The organism is Paenibacillus sp. FSL K6-2862 (assembly GCF_038005125.1).
Lineage (GTDB): Bacteria > Bacillota > Bacilli > Paenibacillales > Paenibacillaceae > Paenibacillus > Paenibacillus illinoisensis_A.
The window spans coordinates 874,178-894,502 of sequence record NZ_JBBOSN010000001.1; the positions used below are offsets into that span (position 1 = coordinate 874,178).

At 49.2% G+C, this 20,325-nt stretch carries 20 protein-coding genes and 1 riboswitch; of the genes, 6 read left to right on the top strand and 14 right to left on the bottom strand.

The annotated features are described in order from the left end of the window. Positions 1-77: 77 nt before the first annotated feature. On the bottom strand, positions 78-1,817 hold the full coding sequence (locus tag MHB82_RS04040) for a methyl-accepting chemotaxis protein (protein WP_110756015.1): 1,740 nt from the start codon (positions 1,815-1,817) through the stop codon (positions 78-80). A 426-nt stretch (positions 1,818-2,243) separates the two neighbouring features. Between MHB82_RS04040 and MHB82_RS04045 the strand changes: the two genes are divergently transcribed. From MHB82_RS04045 to MHB82_RS04055, 3 genes are all read left to right on the top strand, one after another. After that, positions 2,244-2,867: a deoxynucleoside kinase gene (locus MHB82_RS04045; RefSeq protein ID WP_110755676.1), complete on the top strand. Its 624-nt coding sequence runs from the start codon at positions 2,244-2,246 to the stop codon at positions 2,865-2,867. Then, positions 2,864-3,520, top strand: a complete 657-nt coding sequence (locus MHB82_RS04050) for a deoxynucleoside kinase (protein WP_341173889.1) — start codon at positions 2,864-2,866, stop codon at positions 3,518-3,520. Before MHB82_RS04045 ends, MHB82_RS04050 begins: the two co-directional genes overlap by 4 nt. A gap of 236 nt (positions 3,521-3,756) precedes the next feature. Beyond that, the gene (locus MHB82_RS04055) at positions 3,757-4,239 is read left to right on the top strand and encodes a hypothetical protein (RefSeq protein WP_251641164.1); all 483 of its coding nucleotides are present in this window, start codon (positions 3,757-3,759) and stop codon (positions 4,237-4,239) included. 198 nt (positions 4,240-4,437) lie between these two features. Here the strand turns inward: MHB82_RS04055 and MHB82_RS04060 are convergent, their stop codons facing one another. The 12 genes from MHB82_RS04060 to MHB82_RS04115 all read right to left on the bottom strand — a co-directional run bounded on the left by MHB82_RS04060 (position 4,438) and on the right by MHB82_RS04115 (position 15,763). Then, positions 4,438-5,181: a MerR family transcriptional regulator gene (locus MHB82_RS04060; RefSeq protein WP_095361014.1), complete on the bottom strand. Its 744-nt coding sequence runs from the start codon at positions 5,179-5,181 to the stop codon at positions 4,438-4,440. Positions 5,182-5,376: 195 nt separating this feature from the next. After that, positions 5,377-6,042 carry a thiamine phosphate synthase gene (thiE, locus tag MHB82_RS04065; RefSeq protein WP_110755687.1) on the bottom strand — a complete coding sequence of 222 codons (666 nt, stop codon included), beginning with the start codon at positions 6,040-6,042 and terminating at the stop codon, positions 5,377-5,379. Further along, positions 6,042-6,854 carry a bifunctional hydroxymethylpyrimidine kinase/phosphomethylpyrimidine kinase gene (gene thiD / locus MHB82_RS04070; RefSeq protein WP_341173890.1) on the bottom strand — a complete coding sequence of 271 codons (813 nt, stop codon included), beginning with the start codon at positions 6,852-6,854 and terminating at the stop codon, positions 6,042-6,044. Before thiD ends, thiE begins: the two co-directional genes overlap by 1 nt. Next, positions 6,851-7,663: a hydroxyethylthiazole kinase gene (gene thiM, locus MHB82_RS04075; protein WP_341173891.1), complete on the bottom strand. Its 813-nt coding sequence runs from the start codon at positions 7,661-7,663 to the stop codon at positions 6,851-6,853. Before thiM ends, thiD begins: the two co-directional genes overlap by 4 nt. Positions 7,664-7,713: 50 nt before the next feature. Further along, the gene (locus MHB82_RS04080; protein WP_341173892.1) at positions 7,714-8,781 is read right to left on the bottom strand and encodes an ABC transporter substrate-binding protein; all 1,068 of its coding nucleotides are present in this window, start codon (positions 8,779-8,781) and stop codon (positions 7,714-7,716) included. Between the two features lie 89 nt (positions 8,782-8,870). Next, the gene (locus MHB82_RS04085; protein ID WP_341173893.1) at positions 8,871-9,683 is read right to left on the bottom strand and encodes an ABC transporter permease; all 813 of its coding nucleotides are present in this window, start codon (positions 9,681-9,683) and stop codon (positions 8,871-8,873) included. Beyond that, a complete protein-coding gene (locus MHB82_RS04090; RefSeq protein ID WP_341173894.1) occupies positions 9,670-10,431 on the bottom strand; it encodes an ABC transporter ATP-binding protein in 762 nt (253 codons plus the stop codon). Before MHB82_RS04090 ends, MHB82_RS04085 begins: the two co-directional genes overlap by 14 nt. Before the next feature lie 169 nt (positions 10,432-10,600). After that, a riboswitch (TPP riboswitch) is annotated at positions 10,601-10,703 on the bottom strand. A 105-nt stretch (positions 10,704-10,808) separates the two neighbouring features. Beyond that, positions 10,809-11,930 (bottom strand): histidinol-phosphate transaminase, encoded by a 1,122-nt coding sequence (hisC, locus tag MHB82_RS04095; protein ID WP_341173895.1) that lies wholly within the window; start codon positions 11,928-11,930, stop codon positions 10,809-10,811. Positions 11,931-11,954: 24 nt separating this feature from the next. Next, on the bottom strand, positions 11,955-12,731 hold the full coding sequence (locus MHB82_RS04100; protein ID WP_341173896.1) for an ATP-binding cassette domain-containing protein: 777 nt from the start codon (positions 12,729-12,731) through the stop codon (positions 11,955-11,957). A gap of 24 nt (positions 12,732-12,755) precedes the next feature. Beyond that, on the bottom strand, positions 12,756-13,541 hold the full coding sequence (locus tag MHB82_RS04105; protein WP_113056161.1) for an ABC transporter permease subunit: 786 nt from the start codon (positions 13,539-13,541) through the stop codon (positions 12,756-12,758). A gap of 27 nt (positions 13,542-13,568) precedes the next feature. Continuing rightward, complete coding sequence (locus tag MHB82_RS04110) at positions 13,569-14,624, bottom strand: ABC transporter substrate-binding protein (protein ID WP_341173897.1); 1,056 nt, start codon at positions 14,622-14,624, stop codon at positions 13,569-13,571. After that, positions 14,621-15,763, bottom strand: coding sequence for an iron-containing alcohol dehydrogenase family protein (locus MHB82_RS04115; RefSeq protein ID WP_341173898.1), 1,143 nt, complete (start codon positions 15,761-15,763; stop codon positions 14,621-14,623). The genes MHB82_RS04110 and MHB82_RS04115 overlap by 4 nt, the downstream gene beginning before the upstream one ends. Before the next feature lie 286 nt (positions 15,764-16,049). Here MHB82_RS04115 and MHB82_RS04120 point away from each other — a divergent pair, with 286 nt between their 5' ends. From MHB82_RS04120 to MHB82_RS04130, 3 genes are all read left to right on the top strand, one after another. Continuing rightward, positions 16,050-16,748, top strand: a complete 699-nt coding sequence (locus tag MHB82_RS04120) for an aspartate/glutamate racemase family protein (RefSeq protein WP_341173899.1) — start codon at positions 16,050-16,052, stop codon at positions 16,746-16,748. 131 nt (positions 16,749-16,879) lie between these two features. Continuing rightward, complete coding sequence (locus MHB82_RS04125) at positions 16,880-17,755, top strand: radical SAM/SPASM domain-containing protein (RefSeq protein ID WP_095288619.1); 876 nt, start codon at positions 16,880-16,882, stop codon at positions 17,753-17,755. A 347-nt stretch (positions 17,756-18,102) separates the two neighbouring features. Then, positions 18,103-18,771, top strand: coding sequence for a pectate lyase (locus MHB82_RS04130; protein WP_127538421.1), 669 nt, complete (start codon positions 18,103-18,105; stop codon positions 18,769-18,771). A 167-nt stretch (positions 18,772-18,938) separates the two neighbouring features. Here the strand turns inward: MHB82_RS04130 and MHB82_RS04135 are convergent, their stop codons facing one another. After that, positions 18,939-19,892: a copper amine oxidase N-terminal domain-containing protein gene (locus MHB82_RS04135; protein ID WP_341173900.1), complete on the bottom strand. Its 954-nt coding sequence runs from the start codon at positions 19,890-19,892 to the stop codon at positions 18,939-18,941. Positions 19,893-20,325: the final 433 nt, after the last annotated feature.

Below are 20,325 nucleotides of genomic sequence, written 5' to 3' on the forward strand. Positions count from 1 at the left end.
ACAAGATAAGATAGAAAAAGAGATCTCCCGTGAGAAAGGGAAGATCTCTTTTTTTGTGAATGACATCGTATATTCGATTAATTTGCTTGCTTAACTTTGAAGAATGAAATCAGCTCCTGCAGCTGCTTGGACACGGCAGAGAGTTCATCCGAAGCGCTGACAATGGACGCCATGGAAGCTTCCTGTTCAGCGATCGATTGTTCAATCTGCTTGCTGCTGTTAGCTGCCTTGCTAACACTTGCGGACAGCTCATCTGCTGTTGCAGACATCTCTTGTGTACTGGCGGAGATTTCCTCTGTAGAACTGGAGATATCCTGGATCTGATTCGCAACTTTGTTCGTGGCTGTCAGGATATCGCCGAAGAATTCACCTGTCTCCCGGGTAACCTGAGAACCTTTCTCTACTTCACGTGAACCAAGCTGCATAGCTTCAGCGGACTGCGCGATGTCTCGCTGAATCTCGTCGATTAACGAGCGGATCTGATCGGCGGACTGCTGCGATTGTTCTGCCAGTTTGCGTACTTCTCCTGCCACGACAGCAAATCCTTTTCCTTCTTCACCTACACGTGCTGCTTCGATGGAAGCATTCAGGGCAAGCAGATTGGTTTGTCCTGCAATGTCAGTGATGAGATTGACAATACCGCTAATTTCATTGGAACGGTTTTCCAAAGACCGGATGGACTCGGATGTGTGTTGTACGGCTCCCGAGATCAGATCCATCTGCTCAATGACTTGCTGCATAATCTCATGGCCCGAATGGGACCGCTGTTCCATGCTCTGTGCTTCATCGGCAACCTCCGAAGAGCTGCTTGCGATGGTTTGGATAACGGTGGACATTTCCATCATGGCACGTGCATTTTCTACAGAGGCCTGGTCCTGAGAGCGAAGGCCAAGTGAGATATCCCGAATATTCGTACTGATCATTTGAATATTGCCATTGTTATTTTCCGAGATCTCCAACATTTTCTTGGAGGAGTTGGACAAGTGATGGGAAGTCAGTTGGACTTTGGACATCGTATCGTTGAAGCGTTCAATCATCGTATTGAATTTCTGATTAATGATCCCCAGATCATCTCGGCCTGTCTGGATGGATACATCCAGATTCCCCGAGCTGGCAACATCGATGCCCTTCATCAGGTTACGGATCGGAGTTAACGTTTTCTTCAACAGGACATATTGCAGAATCATGAACAGAAGCAGGAAACCTATAAGGAACATGCTGCTGTATGTAATAAGTTTATGAAGACCACTTGGGATTGCATTGGCGTCGACATCGAAGTAAATGGCGGCGTACATTTCACCCGCAGCATTCTTGATTGGATACATAATGGTTGTCCAGGTTCCATATTCATCTGTATAAAAGCTGCTTAGTGCAGGTTGCCCGTCCTTCTTCATGCCTTCCAGTGCTTCCACGTTTTCCTGTGGAAGAGGGTACATGGAGCCTACAGCCAGATTCAATTCTTCAAAAGGCTGTACCAGGTTGGTCGGAACGGCGATGATGGACGTTTGGTTGCCTTCCGCCAGTTCGGTTCCAAAAATATAGGTCTGGGCAATGTTGGGATACAGTTCATGGATGGAATCCAGATAGTCCCGCAGTTCTTTTTGCACCGGACCGTCATAGCTTTTTTCATTAATGGCTTCAAGCACTTTGGCTGTGTCCAGGTCGTCCGACCACTTCTGGGTGGTCACTTTGGCCTGATCATAGAGCTGCTGGCTGAGTACGTTTTTCTGCAGCTGATATCCAGCTGTAATCAGGATGATTCCAATCAACATGATACTACCGAAAGATATAACGAGGTTTTTGGCAAAGAAAGGCATGGTACTCCATCGAATCTTAGCTAACAACTTGTTTCTCTCCTTTTTTCTGGTTAATTTGATCTATTCGTATATGTGAATCATTCCAGACTCTTCTAGGACCTCCAGACATATCGTATTCATGGAATATATCGTAATAAAGTCATATGAATGTTAGTAATGAAAATAAAATGATGCTTTAGCACTAAAACTTTCAGCGTTTTTTCGCATTTTTCAGAAAGGTTGAAGAGGAATAGGAGCAAGAAAAGTGTTTAATATGCAGGCAGTCCTCTTCATCGTATGTGTAATCAGACCATTCGCGGGAGGGCCATTTAATAGAGAATAACTTTACATAAAATACTGGCCTTCGACGCTACGGGCTGTGATACAATAGGTGAGGTCTGTACAGAAACGGAAACACGCATGAGGTCGAGGAGGAGCAGGAACACAATGAATTCAGCCCCGTTTATTGCGGTGGAAGGTGCGATTGGAGCGGGGAAAACCACCCTGGCAACGATGCTTTCCAAGGAATTAAACCTTCCGCTGGTGAAGGAAATAGTAGAAGAGAATCCCTTTCTGGCTTCCTTCTATCAAAATATTGATGAGTGGAGCTTCCAGCTTGAAATGTTTTTTCTATGTAACCGGTTCAAGCAATTGGAAGACACAGGTCTGCACTACATTGAACAAAATACTCCCGTCATATCGGATTATCATATCTACAAAAATATGATCTTTGCCGAACGTACCTTGAAAGGGACCAAACGGGACAAGTACCGTCAAATCTATCACTTGTTAACCGATGATCTGCCTAAACCCAATCTGGTGTTGTACATTGAAGCAGAGCTGGACACATTGATGTATCGCATTAACAAGCGTGGACGTTCCTTTGAGCAGGATATGGATCCGGCCTATATGGAACAATTGATCGCAGATTATAAAACAGGCATGGCCTATCTGGCAGGAAGCGCTAATCCGCCAACCATTATTAAGGTAAATGCGGAGCAGCTGGATTTCGTGGAGCATCCAGAACATTTCAGGCAGATTGTTAACCAGGTAAAGGAGTATATCACATGAATAACTATGGCATTCCGGCGAATGCGTTAATTACGGTAGCAGGTACAGTTGGGGTGGGCAAGTCCACGTTAACGGCAGCACTTGCACAGCGTTTGAATTTCAAGACATCTCTGGAGCAGGTCGATCATAATCCGTATCTGGAGAAGTTTTATCACGATTTCGAGCGTTGGAGCTTCCATCTTCAAATCTACTTCCTAGCGGAGCGTTTCAAGGAACAAAAGAAAATTTTTGAGCTGGGCGGGGGATTTGTGCAGGATCGCTCCATCTATGAAGATACGGGCATCTTTGCGCAAATGCATGCGGATCAGGGCACGATGTCAGCCACAGATTTCGAAACGTACAGCAGTTTATTTGAAGCGATGGTGATGACACCTTATTTCCCTCATCCCGATGTGTTGATCTATCTGGAAGGAAGTCTGCCGTCCATTCTGAACCGGATTACGGAACGCGGACGTGAAATGGAAATTCAGACCGACCGATCGTATTGGGAACATATGCATGAGCGTTATTCGGTATGGATCGATCAGTTTACCGCTTGTCCGGTACTCCGTCTGAACATTGATCAATATGATGTGCATGATCCGGCTTCGGTAGATGCCATTCTGGCACAGATTGCTGCAGTCATCCAGCCTTCCAAAGAAGTGCAAGCTTAGGATATCAGCAGAGTTAAGATTATAAATGATACGGAATAAAGACCCCTTCTGTCAGCTTATGGCTGGTGGAAGGGGTCTTTGCGTTGCTGAAATATATAATGCGAATCGCCATGCTTTCTTTCTATTAATTTTCAGAAACAAATAGAAATTTGTTGAAAGAAGGCACATTTTGTGGTTTCATAAGAAAGGTGAATTCTGGAAAATAAGCATAAGCATGACTCAGGAGGGAAAAGCACGTGGAAGAGAAACAAGGAATCCGAATTGGCTTGCCGATCATCGGCGGGTTGATTGCAGCTATTGTAGGGGGAGCCGTGTGGGCAGCAATTGCAGCATCGACCGAATATGAGGTGGGGCTTATCGCCATCTTGATTGGGGCACTTACGGGGTATGCGGTCGTGTTGTTCTCCAACAAACGTATTGCAACGGTACATAAAATCATTGCGGTCATTTTCGCACTTCTCGGTATTTTGCTGGGTAAATATCTTACGGTAGTCTATTTCACATCCCAGTTGTTCGGGGATATCGGAATGATGGAACTCGCGTTTGACGTTGAGATTATCCGTGAGTTTTTCGCTACCATTACAGATTACTTCAGTGAGCCGATCGATCTGTTGTTCATCGTGCTGGCTATTGTATCAGCATGGCAGATTCCGGGACGCATGGCGAAGACAAGCCTGGCATCGACAGCTTCGTCATCCGATCAAGCACCAAGAGCTTAATAGGGGAACACTGCCTCGGTAATCAGAACGGTGCAATGTAGTCACTGGTTATATCATGTAAAAAGTACTCAGAGTGAAGGGCCGGAAGGGGCCAATCACATTGCGGCTGAGATACAGGGAAAGGGACGTAACGCCTATGGCGTACGTCCCTTTTTTACACTTGGCGTAGATCGGATTTCAAGAGAAAAGCATATAGCATTAGCTCTTACGGTCAGCAAAGACTGCCATCGCATCCCTCATGAACAGGGCCAATCCTTCGCCAAATTGATCGATATTACGAGTGAAGCGTTCATCATCCACATACATCTGTCCGAGTCCTCTGAAAGCCTCCGGGGAATAGTTCCCCATGTTGTTCAGATAGGCATACCATTCGGCGATTCCTGCTTGAGCCTCGTTCGAGGCAGGGTCCGTGTGACGAAGTGCTGCCAGCCGGGTATAAATTTCATTCATTTCATCGGACAGGGCTTTCTGTTCTTGGGCAGATTTGCCCTGAAGTTTCTGATTAGCTTTTTCTACAGCTTCGTCTCCCCAACGCTCTCTGGCTTCCTGTTCATACGGATTTTTGCTGAAGTCGAATCCTTCGAACTGTTCTTTCGTTGTCATGTGTATCTCTCCTCTCATATGCAAAACGCTTCGATCAATGGTGGAAATCATTTGATCAAGTCGCTGACGCTTTTCCAGCAAAATACGGCGGTGCATCTGCAGTGCTTCTTCCCGGTCAAAGGAAGGGTTGGTGATAATGCTTTTGATCTCTTTGAGGGAGAAATCAAGCTCTCTGAAAAATAAAATTTGCTGCAGCGTTTCCAGATTGGCATCCGAGTACAACCGATATCCGGCTGAAGTGACTTCGTCCGGGGTCAATAATCCGATCTCATCATAATGATGCAGTGTGCGCACACTGATCGAGGCAAGCTCGGCAACTTCTTTGACTTTCATGGCCATGATCAACACCTCCTTACACCACCGATTGTATAGCGTCACGTAACGTGAGAGTCAACAGGCAAAAAAAGATGCGAGCCAGGAGGCCGCATCCGGAACAGCAGGAATAATGATGTTGGTAAACGGTGAGGCAGTCACGCTGGAAGGAGCAGCCTGGCCCCAGCGTGTTGGGAGGGGAGGCGGTGCAGGGATGCACGGCTATGCCTGCATCCCGCGCACCGCCGCAGCGAACTGCGCAGCCGCTGCGCGCACATCGGCCGCGCCCGCGATGGCGGAGATGACGGCTACGCCGTCGGCTCCTGCCGCCATCACGGCGGCCGTGGTATCGGGCGTAATGCCGCCGATACCCACCACCGGAACTGCGATGCCTGCGGCGCGCAGTTCCGCCACCCCGGCGGGGCCCAGCACAGCGTGGGCATCCGCCTTGGACCGCGTCGGGTACATGGGCCCGACGCCAAGGTAGTCGGCGCCCGCCTGCACGGCACGGCGCGCCTCAGCCACGGAGTGGGCGGATACGCCAAGCATCCGCCCGGCTCCGATGCGGGCGCGTACTAGCGCCGCGTCCGCATCGTCCTGGCCGACATGCATGCCGTCGGCCTCCACTGCAACAGCCAGCTCCACATCATCGTTCACGATGAACGGAATCCCGTGCTGGCTGCACACCTCGCGAAGCCGCATCGCAAGCGTGATGCGGGCTTCGCCAGCAAGGGCGCCAGTTCCCTTCTCGCGGAACTGGAACAGCGTGATGCCGCCGGCGATGGCTTGGCGCAGCACATCCACAGGGTCCAGCGTTGTATTCACGCTGCCCATCACCAGGTACACCTGCATGGCCTGGCGTACCGCCTCTGCATCCCATCTGCGCATCATTGCTCACCCCGCTGTCTGCGCTGATACGCAAAATGATTCGTTGGCCCGTGTCCGGCCCCAATCCCCAGTTCATCCTCAATGGCTGCTTGAATGAACGCTCGCGCAGTTGTTACGGCAGCCAGGACAGACGAGCCCTTGGCCAGTTCGGCCGTAATGGCGGCAGAGTACGTACATCCGGTCCCATGGGTGTGGCGTGTCACAATGCGTACGTTCTCCAGATAGTGAAAGGACGTGCCGTCATAGAGCACATCAACAATCATCCCGTTACCATCAGCATGTCCGCCTTTGACCAGAGCATACGCAGAGCCCATGTGCACGATTCGTCTGGCGGCTTCTTCACGATCCGCCAGATTGCGGATGATCATTCCGGTGATCAGTTCAGCTTCCGGAATATTCGGCGTTGTGATTAATGCATGCGGAAGCAGATCCGTGATCAGGGCGTGCACCGCCTCCTGCTGAAGCAACGGGGCACCACCTTTCGCTACCATGACCGGATCAATGACCAGATTGGTCCAGCCGAATTGCCGCCATTTCTCGGAAACCATCCGAATGGTTTCTGCACTGAAGAGCATGCCTGTTTTTACCGCTCCGGGCTGGAAATCTTCACCTGTGGAATCGAGCTGCTGGGCAATACCTTCCAAAGGAACCGGATAGACTCCCTGAACGCCTAGTGTATTCTGTGCGGTAACGGCTGTAATGACAGACAAGCCGTAAGCGCCCAGCTCCTGAAAGGTTTTCAGATCCGCCTGAATGCCGGCCCCGCCGCCATTATCCGACCCGGCAATCGTGAGTGCCTGCGCCATACTCATTGGGTATCACCACCAAGCTGTCGAACCCGAGCCTGCTGAGCGACCCCGTCCGGAGTTACCAGCGCAAGCTGGTTTAACAGCTCGATCTGGAAACTGCCTGGCCCGAGATGGGCTGTGCGCGCTGCCGCGATCTCGGCTGCAACGCCATAGAAGGTAAGTGCTTCAACAACACTGCTTAGCAATTCTTCTCCTGAAGGTGCAATCGCAGCAAAGGCACCTATGATGGAGCTAAGCAAACATCCTGCGCCAGTGACCTGGGTGAGCAGGGCATGTCCATTTTGCGTCAGGAATGTGGTCTGCCCATCCGTAATGATATCCTCGCGTCCAGTGATAACGACAATGCAGCCGAGCTTCTGCGCTGCCCGCTCGGCGATCCCGGTGCGGTCACCTTCGCCTTGGCCTGCATCGACACCCTTGATGCTCCAGTTCTCGCCTATGACATTGGCGATTTCTGCCACATTACCCCGCAGTACGGTAAGTCGAAGCTCGCGCACGAGCATCTGAACCGTATCCGTGCGATAGGCCGTAGCGCCAGCTCCCACCGGGTCGAGTACAACTGGCACATGATGGGCATTGGCTGATTGTCCGGCGAGGCGTATGGCCTGGACAACCTGGTCATCGAGTGTGCCAATGTTGAGCACAACCGCTCCGGCCATTTTAGCGACATCGGCTACCTCTTCATGCGCATAGGCCATGAAGGGAGAGGCGCCCAGTGCGAGCAGACCGTTGGCCGTAAAGGGAGCAACCACGAGGTTGGTGATATTGTGAACCAGTGGATTTTGAGTACGAACTCGTGCTAGATATGACATTTGAAATTCCCTTCTGATAAGCCATTATTTTTTAGCAGCAACTGTACTTTTTACTTATCCTGCAAGTTGATAAACGCATCCTCGGCCTGTACCGAATCCGGAATCAATTCACGTTGTACCAGCCACTTCCGCACGTTATCCCAGGAGGAAGGTTCCTGCCAGCCGAACGGGATACCTTCTTCAGTCATGAGCGGAAACAGAATGTCCAGGCTCTTTGTTTCAATTTCCCGATCCAGTGGGGACGTCTCATTTTCGTGTGCGAGCAGGATGTTCAACGCTTCATCGGGATGCTCGGTCACATAGTTCTGACCTTCCTGGATCGCTTTGACGAAGCGGGTGAGCTGATCCTTCTTCGTCTCAATTCCCTCGTCGCTTGCCGTGAGAACGAGTTCGTAATAATCCGGCACGCCGTAATCGACGGGGTTAATTGACTTAACGGGATGACCTTCTTTCTCGAGAATCAACTGTTCATGATTGATAAAACCACCCATGATCGCATCGGCCTGACCGGAGGCCAGTGAAGGGATCAGATCGAAACCGACATCCACCAAATTCATGCGATCCGGATCACCGCCATCCTGACTCATCATCGTACGCACCATGGCTTCATATAGGGGAACGGAGGAATACCCTACCGTCAGTCCTTCAAGATCCTTGGGTGAGTTCACCTTCCCGTCCGTTTCTGTCAGCAGATGAACGAGTGGATGCCGAACGACAGCGGCAATGGATCGTACGGGGATGCCTTCTCCACGGGCTAGCAGAATTTGCGGCTGATAGCTCAGCGCCAGATCCACTTTGCCAGCGGCTACAAGTTTGAGCGCATCATTCGTATCGGCAGGCATCTGAATGTCCACATCGAGCCCTTGGTCTGCGAAGTATCCCTTTTCCTGTGCTGCGTATATAAAGGAATGGACTGCGTTCGGATACCAGTCGAGCATGATGGACAATGAATCATGGTCACCAGACGACGATCCGGTTGCTGTTGAATCTGTGCCCTGTACCTGGGGATTGGAATCGGACGATGATGGGTTCGCACCCGTATTGCCACAACCGCTGACGATCAGCAATAAACAGATGAGGGCAGGAAGCAGGATGTGAATGATTTTCTTTTTTCTCATGGATAAATGGGCCTCGTTTCGTTCATTTTTGTTTGGTTCCAATCGCTGATATGTTTCAAAGAGATCTACAGGAAGGAGCACGTGTTATCTCATTGCGATTGCCTTTTCATCGACTTTCCTCTGCCTGCATGGTCTGCATTCCGCTTCAATCCGAGGGTTCGCTCCAGCCAGGCTATAAACACGAACAGTCCGATGCCCAGCAAGGATAACAGCAGAATGGAGGCAAACATGGCATCGGTATTCATGCTGCTGGACATTCTGCGGCTGAAATAACCAAGTCCTTTGCTGCCTCCGAGCCATTCGCCAATGGTTGCGCCGACCACGCAGTACACCACCGACATCTTCAATCCTGAAAAGAAAGAGGGCAGCGCAAGAGGTACCTGAAGCTTGCGAAACAGATCCCACTTGCTTGCTCCCATGGTCATCAGCAGTTCGCGCTGTTCCGGGTCGCCTTGACGGAGACCATCATAGGTGCTGACCACAATCGGGAAGAATGCGATCAGAAATACCACAGCAACTTTGCTCCAGAGTGTGTAGCCAAACCACAGAATGAATACAGGAGACAGGGCAATCAGTGGAATGGTCTGGCTGATTACGATGAAGGGATACAGCGCCTTTTCAATCGAAGGGCTGAGGTGCATGCCCGCTGCCAGAGCGCTTCCGGCCACGATGGACAAGCCGAAGCCAACCGCAACCTCCACCAATGTGGCAGGCAGATGGGTTCCGAGGAGCAGACGCCGATGCTCAACTAGAGAACTCACTATCGATGTAGGTGCAGGGATAATGAAAGAAGGAACCCAGCCTAATCGAACGATGCATTCCCAGCTGGCAAGCATCAGGAGGAGAAGCGCAGCGAACAGGCCATAGCGGGCAAACCATCTGCTGACGTTAAAGCTTCGCATGTAATTGTTCCTCCAACCGTTGTCGCATCCGTATAAGATCCGGATCGTAGACCATGCCCGAATGTCTCGGACGGGGCAGAGGCACCGTCATGTCCAGCAGCTGCCGACCGCCAGGAGTGAGAAGGATAATCCGGTCACTTAATAACAGGGCTTCTTCGATATCATGCGTGATAAACAGCACCGTTTGGCGGAGGCTTTCCCACAATTCAAGCAGCCAGCGATGCATCTCCCGCTTGGTCATGGCATCGAGCGCGCCGAAGGGCTCGTCCAGCAGCATCAGCTGTCCTCCCGTCAGCAAGGTACGCAGCAGGGCGACCCGCTGCCTCATGCCGCCGGACAGTTCGTCCGGGTAGGCATGCTCATAGCCGGATAAGCCGAATCTGTCGAGTCCGGCCATAATGTCAGCTCGCAGCTTCACCTTGTCCTGCTTCCTCGGGGCAAGCTCCGAGGGAAGCAGACAGTTCTCCATAACCGTCCGCCAGGATAACAGCAAATCCTTCTGCGGCATGTAGGCAACCCGCCCGAGTCGCTGTCCTGGCGGCACCCCAGCAATTTCGATCGTGCCTTGCGTCGGTTCAAGCAAGCCTGCCAGCAGCTTGAAGAGTGTGCTCTTGCCCGACCCGCTGGAGCCGATCAGCGAGACGAATTCTCCCTTTTTTACACACATCGACACATTGGAGAGCACGGGGGAATGTCTCTGATCCGGAAAAGTGAAGGTCATGTTGTCAATCTGTACATCGTTGCTCATCTGGTTCCTTGACCCCCTTGGAATAAAAACTGCCTGAACGGAAATGCACGTTGTTTGCGATCTGTTGTAAGTAAACGCGAAAAAGCCCGCCCATTTCCGGAGAAATGAGTGGGCCTGTTAAGTTCAACCGACATTCATGTACATATGAATATGAAGAAAATCCGTTAACTGAAAGTCCGCTCCACTTCCCTCCGCTGGTATGATCCAGATCAGGTTCAAAGGGTCCGAATACATTCATTCGTCTCAGCCGCAAGGCTCCCCTAGTGCAATCGTTCAAAATATGCAGTTGTGTACACAGCATATATCACGTGCCCGCGAGATGTAAAGAGGGCGGCTTAAAAGAAGTATGCGTAAAGAAGTTAGGAAAGTGACCTATTCTAATTGTTTGAGTGTAACAGTGAATCAAGCTCACCGATCAGACGGGCAATCTGTTCAGGTGTGCCAATCGTAATCCGAAGCCAGGTAGGCATGGCGAATTCGGCACCGCCGCGGACAGAGATGCCTCTGTTTAACAATTCTTTGGTAATCGGGCCACTATCCTGCAACAGATCCACCATGATGAAATTCGTTTCGGAAGGGATGTAGGGTAACTTCCAATGATCAAAAGACTGCATTAACGTTTCCCGTCCCTGACGATTGTAGTGCAGGCAATGAGAAACAAATTCATGATCATCCAGGCTGGCTGAAGCAGCGGCTTGGGAGGTGGCTGTCAAACTGATGGGCAGCTTGACCCGGTTAATGCCTTCAATGATGCTTTCATTCCCGATGCCATATCCAATTCGCAGGCCGGCAAGTCCATATATTTTGGAGAAGGTTCGCAAAATAATCAGATTATTATACTGCTCCAGCAGCTTAACCGTATCAGGATAATCTTCACTTTCCGCAAATTCATAATACGCTTCGTCCAGGACAACCACGACATGGGAGGGCACATGTTCGAGTAAACCAAGCAGGGCATCTGCCGTGAAAATGGTTCCGGTTGGATTATTCGGATTGCACAGCCAGATGATTCGGGTAGAAGCATTGATCCGCTGCCGGAATTGCTCCAGGTCCAGTGAATGGTTGACCAAAGGCACTTCATGAATAACCCCGCCTGCCAGTAGCGTAGCACCCTTATACCAGTTAAAGGAGGGGACAGGAATGAGTGATTCCTCGCCCGGATTAAGATAGGCTTGGGCGGTAAGGGTTAGGAGCTCGAATGATCCACTGCCAAATACCAGTTGGGAGGTACGCACACCCAGACGTTCCGCAAGTTTGTCATGCAGCAGTTGGCTGGAACCGTCGGGGTATTGAGCCAGAAGATCGGAGCTCAGCGATCTGACTGCTTCCGCTGCCAGGGGAGAAGAGCCAAACGGATTCTCGTTCGCTGCAAGTCGATCTACACTTTCCAGTCCCAATTCCCGCCGGATCTGTTCCATGGATTTGGCAGGTGTATAAGCCGGAATTTGATTTAACAGATCTTTAACAGGAGGAGAGGGAACGGTTGAGAGGGATTGCATAATCATACCTTCTTTCCAGTGGAATTAGATCGAGAATGATATCTGTTTCTGGGCTATCCGCTGTGGTGTCTCTTGTGGAGGAGTCAACAAGCGATTTAGAATAAGATTTTCAAAATGAGCAAACCCGCTGTCCCGAACACGTGGACGCTCCAGCGTAATTCGGGTATCCATCGTTATATGACCATCCTCGATTAACAGCACCCTGTCAGCCAGCGCAACCGCCTCACTGACATCATGAGTGACCAGAATGACAGTCAGATCTTCTTCTACCCACAAGCGTTCGATTAATTGCTGCATCTCAATTCGGGTCAATGCATCCAATGCACCCAGCGGTTCATCCAGCAGCAGCAAACGCGGATGACTTGCGAGTGCCCGTGCCAAGGCAACACGTTGTTTTTGTCCGCCAGATAATACCCCCGGCCAGTCACCTTCACGCTCTCCAAGTCCTACATTGCGAAGCGACTGGCGTGCATCTTCCTTGTTCTTGTCGGGGATTCCCAGCCGTACATTGTCGAGCACGGATTTCCAAGGCAGCAGTCGGGCTTCCTGAAACAGAAACCGTGTCTCTGGTGCTGTACTGCCAAGCTTTCTGTTGCCCAGCATAACGCTTCCGGAAGAGGGGGATTCCAGCCCGGCGATCAGACGCAGCAAAGTGCTTTTGCCACAACCACTTCGTCCAACGATGGCTACAAATTCCCCTTGTCTTACATTGACATTGATGTCGGATAGAATTGTCCGCTGATCATACGATTTCTGAACCCTATCTACTTGAAGAAAAGGACTGATCTGACTTGTGCTCATGGATCAATTCACGCTCCTTTGGCTTTACTTGCGGGATAGAGCCGGGTTCCAGCGCAGCCAGCGCCGTTCCAGCCATTTGGCGATGGTATCGGACAGCTTGCCCAGCAGGGCATATAGCAGAATGCTTAAGACGATTACATCCATCTGCATGAATTCCCGCGCATTCATCGCCATGTAGCCAATCCCCGCATCCGCCGCAACCGTCTCGGCTACGATAAGGGTCAGCCACATAATGCCAAGTGCATAACGAATACCCACGAGAATGGAAGGCAGTGCACCAGGTAGGATAATGTCTTTATAAAGGGACCAACGGCTGAGGCCATATACTTTGCCCATTTCAATCAGACCGGGATCGACCGATCGTATGCCGTGGAACGTATTCAGATATACCGGAAAGAATACACCCAGGGAAACGAGAAATAATTTTGCTTCTTCACCGATCCCGAACCACACAATAACGAGGGGGATCAAGGACAGATGCGGAATGTTACGGATCATCTGTACCGAGGAGTCGGCGATCTTTTCCGCAAGGGAGGAGATGCCGTTCAGCACTCCCAGCAGAAAACCCAGACCCCCACCAATGAGGAATCCTCCCAAAGCTCGTCTGGCGCTAATACTGATATTGTTCAGTAGTTCACCGTTACCAAGCAGACGAATGAAGGCCTCCAGTACTTGAGCGGGACGGGGCAAAATATTGGCTGCAACAACTCCGGATGCAGTCAGCCATTGCCACAGAGCCAGAATGAGTAGTGGTACAACAAAAGGAATGAACTGGTTAAACCATGCCCGGTTAAAGGTTTTGGACCGCACGTTATGCCTACCTCCTTGCTTCCTTCGTTATTGACTACCTGGAGCTGGAAGTTGATCTTGAAGTGCATCACTCCAGAATGTGCTCACATCGACTGCCTGCCCAAAAATTCCCGCTTGCTGAAACGTATCTGCTACGTCCTGTTCGGACTTGATGGCCTCATCAGAAATGGCAACAATACGTGATGGGCGTTGTGCTTCTCCATCCGTGTAGGTTTTAAGGGCTTGTTCCACCGGCTGGTGGGTATTGTCTGCTGTAATTTGAGCCCACGCATCCTTATTGGCACGAGCCCAATCATTGAATTTGTTGATTCGCTCCAGATAATCGGCTAGGGCCTCTTTCTGTTCCGCATTTGCAATAGCCTGATCGGACGCGGCTACAAGGAAGCTGCCTGACAGGATATCTTTGGCGCTGGCGAGCGTTGTTGCTTCATTCTGATGTGCGGAGATGATGGCATTGCCGTAACTGGCAAGGGCATCCACTTTCCCGCTAATCAGGGCGCTGAGTCCGTCGGCTGTTGAAAGTTCGACCGGACTGATGTCACTCCAGGTTAGCCCGGCTTCCTCCAGCATTTTGAGCAGGAAATAGTGGGCTGTTGTATTTTTTACGAAAGCAACTTTCTTGCCTTTCAGGTCAGCAACTGATTTGATAGAAGAACCTTTGGGAACAACGACCTCCTGATTTAAGGTGCTGCCTTGTTGTACCGCAATAATTTTGAAGTTTCCACCATTGGCAGCCTGAGATGCAAAAATGGGCGGAATTTCACTGGTCACACCAAAGTCCAATTGATTTGCAGCCATCGCTTCGAGGATCAGGTTACCTCCCTGAAAAACGTTATAAGTGACTTTATAGGGGGTGTCATCGAGTCCGGCGGCTTTTAGCCCCAATTCGAGATTGCCCCATCCGGTCTGACCAACCCGAATAGTAACGTCTTTATTCGAAGCAGCTGATGCTACTGTCGGTGTTGTGCCTGTACCGGTGGCCTGATTATCAGTTCCGGGAGAGCAGCCGGAAATCAGCAACAACAGAAGCGCACTCAGAAAGGCAGTTAAGGGAAGAGTGTACTGGCGGTTTGGACGGATCATAGGGAGGAAACCTCCTTGGTGTATGTACTGCTTTCACTAGACTGACTGGATTCTATGAATGTTTGGCCGATGCGGTCTGCCTGAAGGATGGCTTCGGTTACCTGCGCCGTGCTAACTCCGAAGGAGAGATGTGCCGCACTGCCTTCCCGCAGCTGTAGTCCTGCTGCAATGTGCGCAGCAGCTTCCCGAGGCTGTTGTTGTATGCCGAGTTGGGCAAGAGTGATAGGCAGATTCAGCTTATGTAACAGAGTGGTCAGCTCCTGAAGCTCATCCCCTGCTTTGCCTTCAAGAATCCACTGGGTGAAAAGTCCAAAGGCTACCTTTTCTCCATGTAGCGAAGCGTGTGTCTCAGGTAATTTGGTGAGGCTATCATGCAGCCCATGAGCAATCGCGGCATGAAGTGATCCATCGCTAATGCTGCCTACAAGGCCAGCGAGCACAATGATGGCATCGGCAACATCATGGAACTGAGGTGTACTACCGGTTGTATCGGTGGATTCATAGACATCGATGGCGTGCGCTTCAAGAATATCGAGCGCAAGCTTGGCAGTGCTGACACTGTTTCGGAGAGTGAGGCTGGTGGCGTTGCCACTTAGATTAACGACGAACTCATGCCATTTTACGAGCGTGTCACCGATTCCAGCGGCCAAATATCGTCTTGGTGCACTCGCCAGAATATGAGGATCAGCCAGAACGAGATCAGGCGAACGGAGCAGGGGACGATAGCCTGCAGATTGGCCCTGTTCATCATAGAGCACGGTTAAGGCGGACCAGGCAGCGCAGGTTGCGGCAATCGTTGGGACCGTTACGATGGGCAATTGGGCTTGCTCGGCCACCGCTTTGGACAGATCGAGCACTTTACCGCCACCGACACCAATAATCAGATCAACATCCAGATCGAAAGCTTGCTGCGTAAAAGCATCAATCTGACCTGTTGTAACCTCGCCATGAAACAATTGCACATGGAACTTGATCTGATGCTCCTCTAGTGAAGGCAAAAGGTTGGGCTGTACAGCTTTCAACGCAGACTCACCGGCGATGATGAGAACATGCTGCCCAAGCCGTGCAATCCGCGATCCGCTTTGCTCAAGTATGTTAGCCTCGTGTACATATACTGCGGGTGCTTTAACCGTAATCATCGATACACTCCCTTTATAACTTATTATTCTTACGTTTTAACTTGGTTTTTAATTTGTTTTGATTCTAGCATTGTGATCCTGCAACCACAATAACCTGAACAATCAATACATCCTATACTTCGATTGAAAGAATCTATAGGTAACAATAGAACTGGGAAGTGAGAAATATTCGACTCGCTACTCCTCTTACTGGGGTGGGTTTATTTAATGAAATAGATACGATACAATATCTACTGAATTTCTATATACTGCTTTCGGGATGTATTAAATGGAAGGGGGAGTGTATATGAAAACGATTGGCCTTATTGGTGGAATGAGCTGGGAGTCATCGTTAGAATATTATCGAATTATTAATGAAGAAGTGAAAAATAAATTGGGAGGATTGCATTCAGCCAAATGCATCTTATATAGCGTGGATTTTGAAGAAATCGAGCGTTATCAAGCTGAAGGTGATTGGGAAAGTGCTGGTGAATTATTAGGGAATGCTGCTCAGTCTTTGGAAAAGGCAGGAGCAGAAATGATTGTAATATGTACAAATACGATGCATAAAGTGATTAAACATATTGAAGAAAAAGTGACATTACCCATCGTACATATTGCGGATTCAACAGCAAATCGAATTCATAAGTCCCAAATAAGTACGGTTGGTTTACTCGGTACAAAATATACGATGGAACAAGACTTTTATAAAAAACGAATTGAATTTAATGGTATTAAGGTTTTGATACCGAATGAAGAGGATAGAAAAGTTATCAATAAAATAATATATGAGGAATTATGTTTAGGGAAAATTGAGCCCTTATCAAGAGATTATTATAAAAAGGTGATCCAAAGGCTAGTTGATGATGGAGCTAAGGGAATAATATTAGGTTGCACCGAAATTGGATTATTAGTAAAAGCAGAGGATTCTGAAGTTCCATTATTTGATACAACACGTATTCATGCGATTGAATCTGTTCATTTGGCACTAGCCAAATCATTTTGACACAACCAGATATACCCGTTCTCTGATTTACCTCGGCTCACGAACCCGATATAATGGGGATGGCACATATGGGCCGGATTACAAATGAGGGTGGGACTGTTCTCCCTCCTAAGCAGAATGGGGACCCCGAGTTGAAAACGTTCAAGAAAGTATATATTGAAATTACAAGCATATGTAACCTGGCATGCAGCTTCTGTCCGCAGACCAAGCGTGCCAAAGGATTCATTGACCCTGAAGTCTTCAACAATATATTGGATCAGATTAAACCACATACCAAACACATTTATTTGCATGTCAAAGGGGAACCGTTACTTCACCCCAAAATTGATTTGTTGCTGGATTCCGCGCACGAGAAGGGATTCAAGGTAAACATAACAACGAACGGAACATTGCTGCCCAAGACCCAGCATAAGCTGCTTGGCAAACCGGCGTTGCGACAAATGAACTTCTCGCTGCACAGCTTCGACGGGCACGAGGGATCGACGGACCGTGAGGGATACCTCAGCAACATTCTATCTTTTGCCCGGGAAGCTGTGAAACATAATGTGATCATCTCGTTCCGGCTCTGGAATCTGACGCAGGATAACTTCACGAATGCCCAGATGAATCGGAACCGGGAAACACTGGAGGTCCTGGAGCGCGAGTTCAACCTGGATTTCCGCATTGAGGAAAAGGTGGTTCCAGGCAGCGGCGTCAAAATTGCGCCGAATGTCTATCTCAATCAGGACCACGAGTTCCAGTGGCCAAGTCTGGATGCACCAGAGGATGATGGCAAAGGCTTCTGCCACGCGCTGCGCAGTCAGGCGGCCGTACTGGTGGATGGAACGGTTGTTCCGTGCTGCCTCGATGGCGAAGGTGTCATTAATCTCGGTAACGTCCATGAGAAGTCATTCTCGGAGATTGTCGAAGGTGAGCGGGCGAACAATCTGGTTTATGGTTTTTCCAAGCGGGAAGCCGTGGAAGAACTATGCCGGAAGTGCGGATATCGTCAGCGGTTCGGAGCCTAGTCAAATAAGTTGGAAAATGAATTGTTCTTGCCCAAGATCATGTTGTCTGGAATCAGATAACGTGGTCTTTTTCTATTTTCGGCTAGAATTCTGCAGTCTTCACAGACTGTAAATGAAGCATACCGATAGTTAAGATCAGCACATTCCATGCGGAATGGATCGACAAAGAATGCGAAGAAAGCAGGTATTATGCCGACAATTGGATACCTAATCTAATGATTATTATCATTTCACTCCTGTTTTGGTAGGATCAGGGTAGGGTCCAGGAAAGAGGTGCACCTCTTAAGGGATCCGGGAAGACAAGCTGGCTTGAACACCAATATATTCGTATAAGGGAGGATTTACGTATGAGAAAAATGTTATCGCTGCTGCTCTCCGCAGGTCTGGTCGCTTCTGTATTTGGTGCATTACCCGTGTCTGCTGCTCCCGAAATTGTGAAGACAACGATCATTGTCAAAGCAGGTGAGACTTATGATGGCAAAGGAAAAAGTGTAGCCGCTGATCCAAACACATTGGGAGATGGCAGTCAGGCCGAGAATCAAAAACCCATTTTTCGACTTGAGGCAGGAGCTACACTGAAAAATGTAGTGATCGAGGCACCGGCAGCCGATGGCGTCCATTGTTATGGAAACTGTAATATTCAAAATGTAACCTGGAATGATGTCGGTGAAGATGCACTCACGCTTAAATCCGCGGGTACGGTAAATATTACGGGTGGTGCAGCTTACAAAGCATATGATAAAGTGTTCCAGATGAACGCTTCGGGGACAATTAACATCAAAAACTTCAGAGCTGATGATATCGGCAAGCTGGTACGACAAAATGGGGGAACCTCTTACGCGGTTACCATGAACGTGGACAGCTCCAACATTTCCAATGTGAAGGATTCCATTCTGCGCACAGACAGCAGCTCTACGGTCGGCAAAATAACGAATACCCGCTATTCCAAAGTGCCTACCCTGTTCAAGGGATTCGCATCGGGTAAAACAAGTCAATCGGGGAATACGCAATATTGAGGATAGCTGTGTCAACGAAAAGATAGAGCGGGGACAATTGCATAGTTCAGACCCTTTTATATATCATTACGCAAAAAGGCACCCTCAAGGATGCCTTTTTGCGTTTGCGATAAAACTAGATGAAGAGATTTTGAATAATGCTGCATGTCTCTGATATTTCTCAGTAGTCATTCGTTTTCTTCTGGAACGGCAACGATGATTTTGTCTTTTTGCGGGGCAGAGGAACCCGAATTAATGGAGCCAGACTTATTTATGACCTCATAGGAAGTCTCTTCGAGCATGCGAGAGTATTGGAACGATACGAGAGTTTGACCTGCTACGGATGGTCGCTTCCCTGCTTCTGCTACAGCTTTGGTTTGGATGAAGAACAGATCTCCGATTGTTCCGGCTGCACTGCTCACGTTGGCCTGCCATTTTAGCAGGGCAGTTCCATTTTTGATTTCGTAGTAACTGATGAGATCATTATCTTCGTTGACGAAAAAGCGGTCCTTCTGTCCTTTTTCAAAAATGTAAGTCATCGATGAGTCGACAGGACCCAGTGGATTATGGATGTCCAGGCGTGCCTGTTTTAAATCCGAAAAACGTGGAAGACGAAGCGCAGCCTCACGTGCGATGGTCAGGTCAGAACTGTTGTACTCCTCAATAATCGATACATCTGGCGTATAGATATAAGCTTCTTTGGCCGCCTGATTCCATCGAACTTCTGCACCGAAGGTTTCACCGATTGCACGAAGCGGCAGCATCGCTTTGCCATTAACCAGAATCGGAGCAGAGGACAGCGCCGCATCCTGGCCGTTTTTCTTAATGGTTTTACTGTTAGGAGTAAGTATATACTTGTCGCTTCCTGTACTAATGCTAATTTGTTTCGTTTTGTTGTTGTACCCGAAAGTATAGTCACCCAGAAATTTCAGTTCAGTGAGCGCCACATACGTAACTCCCTGACGAATAACCACATCATATTCGGCAGGAATATTGTTAATATAGGCTGCAGGCTGGTGTATTGCTGCCGCTTCCACTACATGGGATGACATTAGTGCAGGTGCCGTTCCTGCGGTAACGATCGAAGCGGCAAGGATCCATTTCCACTTTTTTTGCTGCCAGGTTGTGTTGGTTGTATTCATATCTTCAATCTCCTTTCCCGTATATAGACGGCGAATATCTCCTAAATGTTTCATATTAATGGAATTGACATCCTTTCTTTAAACGGATTTCTCCAGTGAGAAACTTTGTCCGACTTATATGTTATTGCCACAAATACCCATGTGGTGTACATTAGTAGCAATGAAATAAAGTGAACCGGGAGCTCAATGAAGTTGGGCTGAGATTGGGGCCTTATGCCGCTGACCGTATATCTGATCTGGGTAATGCCAGCGTAGAGAACATGAATTCATGATAAGTAACTTGGGGGATGAAAATGGGAACGGTTGATCTCGGAATGCGAGCGGAAGCAGGCTTGCCTCGTGAATTGAACCGGATTCCATTTTTATTCTGAGTTACTTCAATCATGATATGTGACACTGTGCGTAAGGCTTTCCCGGAACCGGGGAGGCTTTT

Coding starts and splice junctions, on each gene's coding strand:
- MHB82_RS04040 (WP_110756015.1), bottom strand. CDS start 1,817: ATGCCTTTCTTTGCCAAAAACCTCGTTATATCTTTCGGTAGTATCATG.
- MHB82_RS04085 (WP_341173893.1), bottom strand. CDS start 9,683: ATGCGAAGCTTTAACGTCAGCAGATGGTTTGCCCGCTATGGCCTGTTC.
- MHB82_RS04060 (WP_095361014.1), bottom strand. CDS start 5,181: ATGGCCATGAAAGTCAAAGAAGTTGCCGAGCTTGCCTCGATCAGTGTG.
- thiE (WP_110755687.1), bottom strand. CDS start 6,042: ATGCGCAGATGGGATGCAGAGGCGGTACGCCAGGCCATGCAGGTGTAC.
- hisC (WP_341173895.1), bottom strand. CDS start 11,930: ATGCAATCCCTCTCAACCGTTCCCTCTCCTCCTGTTAAAGATCTGTTA.
- MHB82_RS04130 (WP_127538421.1), top strand. CDS start 18,103: ATGAGAAAAATGTTATCGCTGCTGCTCTCCGCAGGTCTGGTCGCTTCT.
- MHB82_RS04050 (WP_341173889.1), top strand. CDS start 2,864: ATGAATAACTATGGCATTCCGGCGAATGCGTTAATTACGGTAGCAGGT.
- MHB82_RS04100 (WP_341173896.1), bottom strand. CDS start 12,731: ATGAGCACAAGTCAGATCAGTCCTTTTCTTCAAGTAGATAGGGTTCAG.
- thiM (WP_341173891.1), bottom strand. CDS start 7,663: ATGTCATATCTAGCACGAGTTCGTACTCAAAATCCACTGGTTCACAAT.
- MHB82_RS04110 (WP_341173897.1), bottom strand. CDS start 14,624: ATGATCCGTCCAAACCGCCAGTACACTCTTCCCTTAACTGCCTTTCTG.
- MHB82_RS04045 (WP_110755676.1), top strand. CDS start 2,244: ATGAATTCAGCCCCGTTTATTGCGGTGGAAGGTGCGATTGGAGCGGGG.
- MHB82_RS04080 (WP_341173892.1), bottom strand. CDS start 8,781: ATGAGAAAAAAGAAAATCATTCACATCCTGCTTCCTGCCCTCATCTGT.
- MHB82_RS04115 (WP_341173898.1), bottom strand. CDS start 15,763: ATGATTACGGTTAAAGCACCCGCAGTATATGTACACGAGGCTAACATA.
- MHB82_RS04090 (WP_341173894.1), bottom strand. CDS start 10,431: ATGAGCAACGATGTACAGATTGACAACATGACCTTCACTTTTCCGGAT.
- thiD (WP_341173890.1), bottom strand. CDS start 6,854: ATGAGTATGGCGCAGGCACTCACGATTGCCGGGTCGGATAATGGCGGC.
- MHB82_RS04135 (WP_341173900.1), bottom strand. CDS start 19,892: ATGAATACAACCAACACAACCTGGCAGCAAAAAAAGTGGAAATGGATC.
- MHB82_RS04120 (WP_341173899.1), top strand. CDS start 16,050: ATGAAAACGATTGGCCTTATTGGTGGAATGAGCTGGGAGTCATCGTTA.